General features: G+C 61.7%; 11 protein-coding genes. 8 read left to right on the top strand and 3 right to left on the bottom strand.

The window, feature by feature from the left end; genetic code table 11:
• Nucleotides 1-145: 145 nt before the first annotated feature.
• The 8 genes from dgoD (at nt 146) to NKJ28_RS09680 (ending at nt 8,081) form a co-directional block, all read left to right on the top strand.
• Nucleotides 146-1,318 carry a galactonate dehydratase gene (gene dgoD / locus NKJ28_RS09715; protein ID WP_352635246.1) on the top strand — a complete coding sequence of 391 codons (1,173 nt, stop codon included), beginning with the start codon at nt 146-148 and terminating at the stop codon, nt 1,316-1,318.
• 5 nt (nt 1,319-1,323) lie between these two features.
• Complete coding sequence (locus NKJ28_RS09710; RefSeq protein WP_352635244.1) at nt 1,324-2,100, top strand: SDR family oxidoreductase; 777 nt, start codon at nt 1,324-1,326, stop codon at nt 2,098-2,100.
• Nucleotides 2,101-2,130: 30 nt separating this feature from the next.
• Complete coding sequence (locus NKJ28_RS09705; RefSeq protein ID WP_352571183.1) at nt 2,131-3,114, top strand: substrate-binding domain-containing protein; 984 nt, start codon at nt 2,131-2,133, stop codon at nt 3,112-3,114.
• A 97-nt stretch (nt 3,115-3,211) separates the two neighbouring features.
• On the top strand, nt 3,212-4,732 hold the full coding sequence (locus NKJ28_RS09700) for a sugar ABC transporter ATP-binding protein (protein ID WP_352635242.1): 1,521 nt from the start codon (nt 3,212-3,214) through the stop codon (nt 4,730-4,732).
• Nucleotides 4,729-5,730, top strand: a complete 1,002-nt coding sequence (locus tag NKJ28_RS09695; protein ID WP_352635240.1) for an ABC transporter permease — start codon at nt 4,729-4,731, stop codon at nt 5,728-5,730. The genes NKJ28_RS09700 and NKJ28_RS09695 overlap by 4 nt, the downstream gene beginning before the upstream one ends.
• Before the next feature lie 2 nt (nt 5,731-5,732).
• On the top strand, nt 5,733-6,533 hold the full coding sequence (locus NKJ28_RS09690; RefSeq protein WP_352635238.1) for a FadR/GntR family transcriptional regulator: 801 nt from the start codon (nt 5,733-5,735) through the stop codon (nt 6,531-6,533).
• Nucleotides 6,534-6,538: 5 nt separating this feature from the next.
• A complete protein-coding gene (locus NKJ28_RS09685) occupies nt 6,539-7,414 on the top strand; it encodes an aldose 1-epimerase (RefSeq protein WP_352455822.1) in 876 nt (291 codons plus the stop codon).
• 202 nt (nt 7,415-7,616) lie between these two features.
• On the top strand, nt 7,617-8,081 hold the full coding sequence (locus tag NKJ28_RS09680) for a cupin domain-containing protein (RefSeq protein WP_352635236.1): 465 nt from the start codon (nt 7,617-7,619) through the stop codon (nt 8,079-8,081).
• A 65-nt stretch (nt 8,082-8,146) separates the two neighbouring features.
• Here the strand turns inward: NKJ28_RS09680 and NKJ28_RS09675 are convergent, their stop codons facing one another.
• The 3 genes from NKJ28_RS09675 to NKJ28_RS09665 are packed head-to-tail and all read right to left on the bottom strand — an operon-like array spanning nt 8,147 to nt 11,872.
• On the bottom strand, nt 8,147-8,650 hold the full coding sequence (locus tag NKJ28_RS09675; protein WP_352635234.1) for a sarcosine oxidase subunit gamma family protein: 504 nt from the start codon (nt 8,648-8,650) through the stop codon (nt 8,147-8,149).
• Nucleotides 8,643-11,594, bottom strand: a complete 2,952-nt coding sequence (locus NKJ28_RS09670) for a sarcosine oxidase subunit alpha family protein (protein ID WP_352635232.1) — start codon at nt 11,592-11,594, stop codon at nt 8,643-8,645. The genes NKJ28_RS09675 and NKJ28_RS09670 overlap by 8 nt, the downstream gene beginning before the upstream one ends.
• Nucleotides 11,591-11,872 (bottom strand): sarcosine oxidase subunit delta, encoded by a 282-nt coding sequence (locus NKJ28_RS09665; protein ID WP_352635230.1) that lies wholly within the window; start codon nt 11,870-11,872, stop codon nt 11,591-11,593. The genes NKJ28_RS09670 and NKJ28_RS09665 overlap by 4 nt, the downstream gene beginning before the upstream one ends.
• Between the last annotated feature and the right edge of the window lie 2 nt (nt 11,873-11,874).

Here is an 11,874-nt window from a genome sequence, read left to right as displayed (position 1 = left end):
ATTGATCGAAAATTGCTCGGATCCTCCTGAGGACCAGTTCCTTGGCGGCGCTGGTCCACATCGACGTTGCGCTTGACTCGTCCATATTATCCATAATAAATCATACATATTGCCATGAAAAAAGACGGCAGGTCTGGGAGGACCAATGAAAATCACGGCCATCAAGGCTCGCGTCTGCAATGCGGAAATGCGCAACTGGGTCTTCGTTCGGGTCGAAACCGACGAGCCCGGGCTGTTTGGCTGGGGTGAGGCAACGCTGGAATGGAAGACCCGAGCCGTCGTTGGGGCGCTTCAAGACCTTGAGGCCCTGCTCATCGGGCAAGATCCGCGCAACGTGGAGCAGTGCTATCAGATACTTACGCGGCACGGATTTTGGCGTCTCGGCGTCGAGGGAATGTCTGCCGTCAGCGGCATCGAGATCGCGCTCTGGGACATCCTGGGCAAATCATTGGGCGTCCCCGTCTGGCGCCTTCTGGGTGGCCAGGTTCGCGACTATCTGCGCACCTATACGCATCTCGGCCTCGGGGACATGAAGGCGGTCTATGAGACCGGATCCGCGGTCGCGATCGTGGAACGCGGACGCATCGTGACGCAGGCAGGCTACGACGCTGTCAAGGTCGTCTGCATTCCCTACACCCACTACCTATCGCCTGCGAAAGCCGTTGATTCTGTCGCCAACATGGTTGGCTCACTTCGCGAGGCCATAGGTCCGGACATCGACATCATGGTCGATTTCCATGGACGCCCTGCATCCGTTAACGCTGCGATGGATTACCTCAGAGCAATCGAGCCGGCCCGCATCATGTTCGCGGAAGAACCCGTGCCGCCCGAAGATGTTGCCGGACTGGCGCATATCACGGCGCGATCGGCCGTGCCGATCGCTTCCGGCGAGCGGCTGATCGGACGTCGCGAATTCACGCACTCGATCGCAGCCCGTGCCTTCAACATTGCCCAGCCTGATATCTGCCACACTGGCGGTCTGCTGGAGACAAAGAAGATCGCGGCCATGGCGGAAACGGCAGGCATCGGCCTTGCGCCGCACAACCCGCTCGGTCCGATCGCTGGCGTCGCTGCTCTTCACTTCGGCATATCGACGCCAAACGTCGTCATTCAGGAGGAGATGTCCGGTGCCGTCGCCTGGTACGACGAGGTCGTTACCTGGCCAATTCGGCGTAAACCAGGCCGCTGGGACCTGCCCGAACTGCCGGGCCTTGGCGTCACCGTCAATGAGGACGTCATCGCGCGTCACCCCTTTAAGCAGGAAGTGCTGCATGCCCGCAATGCCGTCATGCCGGACGGCACCGTGGTTGACTGGTGAATGCAATGGCAAGCCGGCTGCAAGGAAAGATCGCAATCATCACGGGCGCCGGCCAAGGCATCGGTGCCGCCACCGCCCGCGCCTTTGCAACACATAGGGCAAAGACCGTCATTGCTGAACTGAATGCGGCAAGCGGGAAAGCGGTCGCCGACGAATTGCGTGCCCAGGGCGCGGACGCCCTGTTCATCGAGACGGACGTCACCGACGCATCCGCAGTCGCGGACATGATCGCGCGGACGATCACGGCCTATGGCGGCGTCGACATTCTGGTCAACAATGCCGGTGCCAACGTCTTCTACGAACCACTGATGATGCCGGATGAGGAATGGGAGCGCTGCCTCAAGCTCGACCTCCAGGCCGCGTGGTTCTGCGCCAAGGCGGTTTTGCCGACGATGCTGGCGAAGGGCTCGGGGTCCATCGTCAACATAGCGAGCTGTCACGCCTTCCAGATCATTCCCCATACGTTTCCGTATCCGGTCGCCAAGCATGCACTTTTGGGCCTGACCCGTTCGCTGGCCATCGAATATGCCGCACGCGGTATCCGGGTGAACGCGATCGCCCCCGGCTACATCGAGACGCCGATCGCGGAAGCCTACTGGAACACATTCCCGAACCCCGCCGAGGAGAAGCGGCGAGCCTACGACCTCCATCCGCCCAAGCGTATTGGCCGGCCGGACGAGGTTGCAATGACGGCGGTTTTCCTCGCTTCGGACGAAGCGCCGTTCATAAATGCCGAGACGATCACCATCGATGGTGGGCGCTCGGTTCTCTACCACGACTAGCAACCAATAGAGCTCTCAGGGAGGATATTCATGAAAACCACAACAAAGGCTTTGGCGACATTTGCGGTATTGGCTGCCGGACTGATGAGTGGCACAGCAAGCGCAGACGACATCAAGATTGGCTACATCAACAAGATGGGAGACCACCCATGGTTCGTCGCCGAAGTCGGCGGCGCCAAGAAAGCGGCTGAGGCGGCAGGGGCCGCGTTCGTGTCGCAGGACGTTCAGTTCGACGCCAATTTGACGATCACGACCTTCGATACGATGGTCGGCGATGGCGTGAAAGGCATCGCCATCGTTGTCCCCGACAAGGCGCTGGGACCGGTCATCGCGGAGAAAGCAAAGGCCGCAAAAATTCCCTTGGTGGCGGTGGACGACGATATCTACTACCAGGATGGCACCCAGGTCCCCTATGTCGGCATGAATGCTTACAATATCGGTGCGCGGGTGGGCGAAGAGCTTGCCAAGCTCTACAAGGCTGAAGGCTGGGCGGGCAAAGAGGTGCGCATCGCCTCGATCGAGGACCGCAAGGCCGATACCTGCATGCAGCGCAACAAGGGCGCGGAAGAAGCGTTCCTGAAGGCGGTGCCCGATTTCAAGCCGGGCAGCATCGTTCGCGTCCCCTACGACAATACGATGGTCAACGCCATCGATGTGATGACCACCACATTGACGGCCAATCCCAGCGTCACGAACTGGATATTCTATTCATGCAACGATGACGGCGTGCTGGGTGGTGCGCGAGCACTGGAGAATGCCGGCTATTCCGCAGACCAGGGCATGGGGATCGGCATCGACGGGAGCCGCGCCTGCGATGCCTTCGGATCCGGAAAGCCCTCGGCGTTCCGTGGTACGATGTGGCTCAATTCGGAAAATCATGGCGCGCTGGCGGTGAAGATTCTCTTGGCCTCCATCAAGGACGGAACGAAGCTTCCCGTTCAATCCTTCACTGACCCGGAATACATCACCGCCGACAATTTTGCGTCGGACTACAAAGCCAAGCTCTGCCACTGAACCAGATATTCGTCATGCGCCGCAGTGCGCATGACGCTCTTTGGGCCGGCAGTTCGTCGGCGGGCACACGGGATCGATCCTCGGGAGTGAGCTTTTGATGCAATCGGATTTCTTCTCGCTCGACAGGATATCGAAGCGCTTCGGCGTCGTGCAGGCGCTCGACAATGTCTCGATTGCCTTTCGGCCAGGAGAGGTGCTTGCCCTGGTTGGCGAGAATGGCGCCGGCAAGTCGACAATGATGCGAATTCTCGAGGGCGTGTTCGCACCGGACACCGGCACCGTGCTGCATGGCTCCACGCCGATCGTTTTCAGCGAACCGCGCGACAGCCACAGAGCCGGAATACGCGTCATCCATCAGGAGCCGGAGATCGTTCCGAACCTGACCGTGGCCGAGAACATTTTCGTCGGCGAACTGCCGCGGCTGGCAGGCGTCCTGCTCGACTGGCACAGGCTCGAGGACCAGACCGATAAGGTGCTTGCGACCTTCGGCATGCAGCAGGATATGCTGCCGCGTCAACTCTGCAGCACACTCGGTCCGGCACAGCGCCAGATGATCGAAATCATGCGCGCCATACGTGCCGGCGGCCGGCTGATCGCATTCGATGAGCCGACCTCGTCACTGACCGACGACGAAGCGCGCCGTCTGTTTTCAGTAATTCGCCGGCTGCGCGGCGAGGGCACTTCGATCGTCTACATCTCTCACAGGCTGAACGAGGTCATCGACCTTGCGGATCGCATTGTCGTGTTGCGGGACGGCCGGCTGGTCGATGATTCCCCCGCTGCCGGTGCCAGCGAGCAGACCATAGCCAAGCTCATGGTGGGCCGCGACATCGCCGATCTGTTTACGCGCGAGACGTGGCAATCGGGGCAACCGTTGCTGGAGGTGACGGGCCTGACCACCGACCACGTCACCGATGTGAGCCTCAAGGTCCGCCGTGGCGAGGTGCTCGGCATTGCCGGCCTTATGGGTGCGGGTCGATCCGAACTGGCAAAGGCGATTGTCGGCTATGATAGGCGCGTCGACGGAACCATAACGATGAATGGTGTGCCCGTTGGCCCCAACAGTCCGCATGCAGCGATCGTGGCGGGCATCGGCTTTGCCCCGGAAGACCGCAAGCACGAGGCGCTGCTGTTGTTCCGAAGCATTCTTGATAACGCCTCGCTTTGCGTGCCCGACAGAACGTCGACCTTCGGCTTCTTCAACCGGCGCAAGGCACTGGAGATCGTCTCACCGCTTGCAGCAAAGATGTCGATCAAGACGCCCAACCTCGACGAACAGGTTTCGAAATTATCCGGTGGCAACCAACAGAAGGTCGTTCTCGCGCGCTGGCTTGCGCGGCAGCCGATGCTTCTCATCCTCGACGAGCCGACCCGCGGCATCGACATCGGCGCCAAGGCGGAAATCTATCGCCTGATCGACGAGCTCGCCGCCAGCGGCATCGGCATAATCCTGATTTCCTCGGAAATGCCGGAACTGATCGGGCTGGCCGACAGGGTGCTTGTTATGGCTGGAGGCCGGATCACGGCCGAACTTTCCCGCCCTGACATCGACGAGGCCACGATCCTGAGACATGCCATGCCTCAATCTGCAGCATCGCTTGGAGGACAAATTCAGTGAACAGCCTTGAGCTCAGGACAGCAACAACGCAAACCGGCAAAAGGCGCGCTTCCTTGCGCATCGCAGAGCGCATCGGCATTCACAACATAAGCCTTCTTATTGCTCTCGCCATTCTCGTGCTCATTTTCGGCACCCTGAGAGGCGACGTGTTCTTCTCCAGCCGAAACCTGCTGAACATCGGTCTAGGCATTACCATCCTGGGCGTTCTGGCGATGAGCCAGACCGTGGTTATTGTCGCCGGAGGGCTCGATATTGCCGTCGGCGCAATTGTCGGTCTGACCACAGTATCGACGGCAATGGCCATCCAGGCCACCGGATCACCCGCCGCTGGCATTCTTGCCGGCCTGGTCCTGGGCGGTCTTGCCGGCCTCGTGAACGGCATCATCATCACCTATGGACGGGTCAACGCTGTCATCGCGACTCTCGGTACGATGGCGATCTTCCGCGGCATCGCGTTCATCATGTCCGATGGGCAATCGATCGCGATTTTCAGCGACACTTTCCGCTTCATCGGGATCGGACGAATCCTCGGCCTGCCTCTGCTGATCTGGATTCTCTTGCTGACCGCGATCGTGTTCCATCTCTTCCTTGCCCGCTCGATCGTTGGCCGCAACATCTATGCCCTGGGCGGCAATCCCGTTGTCGCACGCTTCTCCGGCATCAACATCAACCGCTACCGCGTCGGCATCTACATCATGAGTGGAGTGGCGGCCGGATTGGCCGGGATTCTGTTGGCTGCCCGTACCGGCTCCGGGCAGCCCGTATCCGGATCCCAAGGCCTGGAACTCGAGGCCATCACAGCGGCCGTTCTTGGTGGCTGCGCCTTGCAGGGCGGCAAAGGCACGATCGTCGGCGCACTGCTGGGCGTCGCCATCATTGGCGTCCTCAACAACGGAATGATACTGACGTCCGTGCCAACCTTCTATCAGTTGCTTGCCAAGGGCTCGCTGCTGATACTTGCTGTGGTAATTGCCGAGTACCACTTGAACAGGACATGACGATGGACGCGGCGATCGCTTCGACTGGCCAAGGCAAGCAGGACATTCCTGCCGCAGATGGCACCACGTCATCGCTCAAGGATCGCATCGCACGCGATCTCGGACAGCGCATCCTCGCCGGCTCCTACGCCCAGCACTCCGTCCTGCCGACGGAAGCCGAGCTTTGCGTTATCTACGGGGCGAGCCGCACCGCGCTTCGCGATGCTCTTCTGACGCTTTCGGCGAAAGGATTGATCGAGGCGCGCAAGCGGGCCGGGACGCGTGTGCGCGTGTCGAGCGAATGGAACAGGCTGGATGCACAGGTTCTGGAATGGATGCGCGATATCGAGCCCGATCTCGATTTCGTCCGCGGATTGATCGAGGCGCGGCTGGTCATTGAACCCGCTGCCGCCCAACTTGCGGCCAAGATGGCGACGTCAGGCGATCTCGCAGTCATCGAAGCGGCCTATGAAGCCATGCGCATTGCTCCGCAGGACGATCTCGCTGCGTGTCTCGATGCCGACGTCAAGTTTCATACCGCCATCCTTTGTGCCAGCCGCAACCCGGTGTTCGCCAATCTCGGCAATATGCTTGCGGCCGCCCTCAGCTTCTCCTTCCGCTTGACCACATCGGCCACCGCTAATTACCAGCAGACGCTGAGCGCGCATGGCGACGTGCTGGAGGCAATCAGGATGCGGAGGGCCGACGATGCACACGATCAGATGAAAGCGCTCATCGGGATCGCGTCGAACGACCTTCTTGCAGTGGCTCGCAAAGGCCGCCATCAACAGCCGATCGCCGCTGCCAAGGCCGATACCGTCTGAAGCGGATGGTCGGGACGATCAAGATCAGAAGCGGAGACCTGTCTGCTGAAATCGTCCCATCGCTTGGGGCAGGTCTTGCGAGGTTCGACTATGGGCGCGTGCCGCTCTTCAGGCCTTGGCCAAACGGCGGGAGCAGCAAACCGCTCGACCTTGCCTGCAACCTGCTTTTGCCATGGTCAAATCGCATCTCGGGCGGCGGGTTCACATTCGACTCCAAATTCCTCGAACTGCCTGCCAATGTTGCAGGCGAGCCCTTTCCCATTCACGGCAATGGATTTTCGAGCGAGTGGGACGTCGACAGCGTAACGCAGGACAACGCAAAGCTGTCGCTCATCAGCAACGGGCCCGGCCCATACCGATATCGCGCCGACGTGAGCTACGCGCTGGCCGGACAGGGGCTCGAGCTGAAACTTCGCATCGTCAATCGGGCCTCGATCAGATTGCCGTTCGGGCTTGGCATCCATCCATGGTTCCCGAGAACGGCACGAACCGCGCTTCATGCGCCGGCCTCGCAGGTTTGTCTCGAACTGCCCAACCACCTCCCTGAACGGTTTGTGGATGTCAAAACCCATCCCGATTGGAATTTCGGCGCCCCAGTCGTATTGCCGAGTGGATGGATAAACAATCTGTTTGCCGGTTGGAACGGCGTCGCTACCATATCGTGGCCGGAGCACAGTTGCAGCCTGCGGATTGAAGCTTCATCGCCCTTGAATTTCTACCTGGTCTATTCGCCATCGGACGAGAGCGACTTCTTCTGTTTTGAACCGGTCAGTCATGCTGTCGATGCTCACAATCGTGGTTCGATCGACAAATGGAATGGACTGTCGGTGCTTGGGCCCGGCGAGAGCCTGGCAGCCCGTTGCAGCTTTGCCGTCAGTTAGGCGGACCTCTGCGGCGCCCTCGAATTGGCGGATGTCGGCCAGCATGTCCGGTGAGAACGAAGCCGGCTTTTCGTCCAAACGGAGCTTGGGAAGAGGGAACTCCGGCGACCGCGAACCCGTGAGCCAGTTCGACGTTTGCCGGACGTCGCTGCGCAGCTCGACTGCTTGACGGCCCACCAAATGTGCCTGGCAGGATGGATCAATGACGGATGTTGAACCAAAAGAATTCGTGCTCGCAGGCATCGTCATGAAGCGACTGGTTTCCGGCGAACAGACGGGAGGCTTGTTTAGTCTCTTCGAAAACAGAAGCGACGGGCACACGAAAACGCCAATCCATGTTCATGCGAATGACGACGAGACGGTCTACGTCATCGAAGGGCACTTGACCGCAATTGTGGACGGTGTGGTCCGAACGCTCTCGCCCGGCGAGAGCATGTTTTTGAAGCGGGGCATCCCGCACCAGCTTATGAATCCCGGCAATCAGCTCGTTCGCTATATCCTGATAGACACGCCAAGTGTGTTCGAGCAGTTTCTCGCCGAAGGTGGCCATGAACGCAGCAAGGGAGAGGTGGTCGGGCCGCCGACGCCTGCCGATATCGAGCGGCTCAAAGTAGCCGCGCCGAAGTTTGGGATTACGCTTCTGCAAGACTGGCCGGCAAGAGAGTAGATGGCTTCGTGATGGCGGCTTGGATCGCCGCTAAAGCCGGCCCTTGCCCGAGGAACCGGTATTGGCTAGCCGCCGGCAATCCAATCCGAGAGGCTGCGGGCAAAACTTCGCGGCACGATGAGTTCGCACGCGGTCTCGCCGGTGCGCAGGAAGAGCACGGGCACGTGATGGAAGGATGTTTGCACGGCGCGGCCCGGAGCGGCGGTCGGCGCGTGCCAGTCGACGGCAATGCAGCCGGACAGAAGCCTTGCGATACCAGGGCCGGCCATTTTCAAACGAACACGACCTTCCCCGAGGGGCACGGAACAGCCGAGATCGGGGTCGACGACAAGGGCTGGCGCTTCTGTGCCTTCGTCGAGAGCCAGCCAAAGGCGGCGAGGTGCAACGCGGATGGTTAAAAGGCCCTTGTGGCGAACGGTCTCTCCGACCGAAGCGGGAAGTTTCGTGTTGAGCGACGCCGAGACGCTCTTTTCGAATTGTCCCAGTGTCGCGTCCCAGCCCTCGATCTGGATAAGCGGACAATCCGCCACGGACAGGCTGAAATCCCGAGAAGAGGTCAAGCTAGCCATGCAGCCGTTCTCCCTGCGGATCGATGAATACCGGCGAGACAACGCGGGCGCGAACCGTTTCGACCTTCATCGGATAGACCGCCACGACCTCGCTTCCTTCTGCCGCGACGTCACCGGCAAGCAGGGCCAACCCGACATAATGGCCGCGTTCGGGGCTGAAAGTGACGGAGGTGACACGACCGCGCCCATGGCCATAGGGTTTCTCATCCGGCAGGAACAGGATGGCGCCGCCGCGCAGGCGTTTTCCGTCCTCGATGCATTCCAGTCCGACCAGACGCTGCCGGTTGGGCGCCCGGAGGGCAGGGCGCCGTCGCAGGACGTCGCCGACGAAGCCGCTGCGTTTGCCGGCCATGCGACCGAGGCCGAGGTCGTCGAGCGTCGTGCGTCCATCGATCTCAGGTCCGGCGACATGGCCCTTTTCGACGCGCAGCGCGCCGAGGGCCTCGACGCCGTAAGGCCTCAGGTCGAGCAGTCTGCCGGCTTCGAGCAGACGGCTCCAGAGCTGTTCACCGGCAGTGGCGCCGACATAGATTTCGTAAGCGCGCTCGCCGGAATAACTGAGACGCAAGATGCGGAGCCCACGGCCCTCCCACTCGCTTTCGAGTAGTCCCATGTGCGGAAGTGCCTCATCGGAAACGTCAAGGGCAGGAAAAGCAGCACCGAGGATTGCGCGGCTGTTAGGCCCGGCAACCGACATTGCCGCCCATTCATCGCTGACCGAGGTGACGGCCACACGCAAATCCGGCCAAGCCGTGTCGAGCAGGAATTCGAGACGCGACAGCACATCGGCGGCCTTGGCGGTCGAGGTCGTCATGAAGAACCGGTTTTCCGCCAGCCGCGTCGTGGTGCCGTCGTCGAAGACGATACCGTCGTCGCGCAGCATGATGCCGTAGCGGGCGCGGCCTACCGCCAGTTTGGCAAAGCCGTTGGCGTAGACGCGGTCGTGGAAGATTGCCGCATCCGGGCCCTGGACGTCGATCTTGCCGAGCGTGGAGATGTCCATCAGCCCCGCGGCCTGGCGCACATTCCGCATTTCAGCGACATACGCGTCGTTCACGTCACGTCCCGACTGCCGGTAGAAATAGGGCCGCATCCAGAGCCCGACCTCGAGCATCTCGGCGCCGTTTGCCATGTGCCAGTCGTGCATCGGCGTGCGGCGGATCGGCTTGAAATGATGGCCGATGGCACGTCCAGCAAGCGCGCCGATCGCCACGGGCGTATAGGGCGGCCGAAAGGTCGTGGCGCCGGTCTCGGGGATTGTTGCCTTGCGCAGGGCGGCCATCGCGGCAAGTGCGGCAAAATTGCTGGTCTTGCCCTGGTCGGTGCCCATGCCGAGCGTGGTGTAGCGCTTCAGGTGCTCGACCGATTCATAGCCCTCACGATGGGCGAGCTCGATATCCCCGGTCGTCACGTCCATCTGGAAATCGACGAAGGCCTTTCGTCCAACGGAAGGGATCTCGCGAAGTGAACTCGTGGCGGTCTCGTCGAGATCGAGTTTCGACGGAGCGGGCACCGGCGCCGACTTGCCGCAGGAGGCTGCGGCCTCGCTACCGGCGCGATGACCATCGTCGATGGCATCGGCCGTCGCATAGGTTCCCATCATCGCGCCGGCGCCGAACCGGCCGGCCGGAAACGAACCCGGCACGAAGCCGTCGATGTCGTCGCGGTAGGTGGGCTTGCTCCCCAGGTGCGAGGTGAGATGCACAGTTGGCGACCAGCCGCCGGAGATGCAGACCAGGTCACAGGCGGCCGAGGACTGGCCGTCCGGCCCGTTGAGCGTTACACGTCTGACAGCATGGCCGCCGTTAAGGTCGACGATGCGCGTTGCGGCCCGTACCACCACGCCGAGCCGTGCGGCTTCCGCGGCAAGTGCTGCGGGCGGGACGGCGCGCAGATCGGCAACCGTCACCTCCGCGCCGGCTGCGGCATAGTCGAAGGCGGTGCGCCAGGCACCGTCATTGGTGGTGGCGACAATGATTTTCTTGCCCGGCAGGACGGCGAAACGGTTGAGATAGGTCCGGGCGGCCGAGGCAAGCATCACGCCGGGCCGGTCATTATTCGAGAACACGATCGGCCGCTCGATGGCGCCGGTGGCGAAAACAATCGAGCGGGCGCGCAGCATAGTGACCGTTTGGCGGGCCTCGCCATTCGGCTTCGGATCGGTTGGATCGCGCTGTTTGACCAGTCCAAGGACATTGCCGTCATAGCTGCCGAAAGCGGTCGTCCGCTTCATCAGCGCGACGGTTTCGAAGCCCTCCAACTCGGCCTCGGCCTGCCTCAACCATCCAGCCGCTGCGCTGTCGGACGGTTCCGCCAGAAGCTGGCCGCCAAGCAGGAAATCCTGCTCGATCAGCGCAACCCGCGCCCCGACCGCGGCCGCTGCCCGCGCCGCCGACAATCCCGCCGGGCCGCCGCCGACAATGGCGACATCGGCGAAGGCATGACGAACCTCATAGCGGTCGGGATCCGAGCCGGTGCCGGCTCTACCCAGGCCGGCCGCCTTGCGGATGAAATGTTCGTAGAACATCCAGGCGCGGCGCGTCGGGCCCATGAAGGTCTTGTAGTAGAAGCCGGCGGACAGAAACGGTGCCAACAGCCCGTTGACGCTTTGCACGTCGAAGGCAAGCGATGGCCAGCGGTTCTGACTCTCCACGACCATGCCGTGGGCGAGTTCCAGTGTCGCCGCCGGCAGGTTCGGCTCGCGCCTGCCGGCGCTCCCGAGCGTAACCAGCGCATTCGGCTCTTCGGGCCCGGCGGAAAAAATGCCGCGCGGGCGATGATATTTGAAGCTGCGCCCGACCAGGGTAACGCCGTTGGCGAGCAGCGCCGAGGCAAGCGTGTCGCCGCGATACCCAATCAGCTTGCGGCCGTCGAAGGTGAAATTGACCGGCACCTCGCGACGGATACGGCCACCCACTCGCAGGCGTTTGCGGTTCGAACTCATGCCGGTTGTTTCCTGACAGTCGATTTCCTGGCGAAGTCGACGGCTGCGATCGCGTGGTTGCGTGTGTCGCGTTCGACCACCATCCATTGGCGGCAGCCGGTCACGTGCTGCCAGAATTCGCGGTGCTGGCCGGCCGGGTTTGTCCTGATATAGACGTAACGATACCAGGCCTCTGGATCGGGATCGTCATGGGCCGGACGCGTGACCGAGGCATCGCCGCCGTAGCGGAACTCGTCATGATCGCGCGGGCCGCAGCAGGGGCATTCGATGCGCAGCATTT

It is taken from the genome of Mesorhizobium sp. M0145 (genome assembly GCF_040322355.1).
In the GTDB taxonomy this organism is placed as follows: domain Bacteria; phylum Pseudomonadota; class Alphaproteobacteria; order Rhizobiales; family Rhizobiaceae; genus Mesorhizobium.
This window is presented reverse-complemented; position numbering and strand designations above follow the sequence as displayed.

Bases quoted from the DNA above. Each gene is read 5' to 3' on its own strand.
- NKJ28_RS09690 (WP_352635238.1), top strand. From the start codon at position 5,733: ATGGACGCGGCGATCGCTTCGACTGGCCAAGGCAAGCAGGACATTCCT.
- NKJ28_RS09675 (WP_352635234.1), bottom strand. From the start codon at position 8,650: ATGGCTAGCTTGACCTCTTCTCGGGATTTCAGCCTGTCCGTGGCGGAT.
- NKJ28_RS09705 (WP_352571183.1), top strand. From the start codon at position 2,131: ATGAAAACCACAACAAAGGCTTTGGCGACATTTGCGGTATTGGCTGCC.
- NKJ28_RS09665 (WP_352635230.1), bottom strand. From the start codon at position 11,872: ATGCTGCGCATCGAATGCCCCTGCTGCGGCCCGCGCGATCATGACGAG.
- dgoD (WP_352635246.1), top strand. From the start codon at position 146: ATGAAAATCACGGCCATCAAGGCTCGCGTCTGCAATGCGGAAATGCGC.
- NKJ28_RS09680 (WP_352635236.1), top strand. From the start codon at position 7,617: ATGACGGATGTTGAACCAAAAGAATTCGTGCTCGCAGGCATCGTCATG.
- NKJ28_RS09700 (WP_352635242.1), top strand. From the start codon at position 3,212: ATGCAATCGGATTTCTTCTCGCTCGACAGGATATCGAAGCGCTTCGGC.
- NKJ28_RS09685 (WP_352455822.1), top strand. From the start codon at position 6,539: ATGGTCGGGACGATCAAGATCAGAAGCGGAGACCTGTCTGCTGAAATC.
- NKJ28_RS09670 (WP_352635232.1), bottom strand. From the start codon at position 11,594: ATGAGTTCGAACCGCAAACGCCTGCGAGTGGGTGGCCGTATCCGTCGC.
- NKJ28_RS09710 (WP_352635244.1), top strand. From the start codon at position 1,324: ATGGCAAGCCGGCTGCAAGGAAAGATCGCAATCATCACGGGCGCCGGC.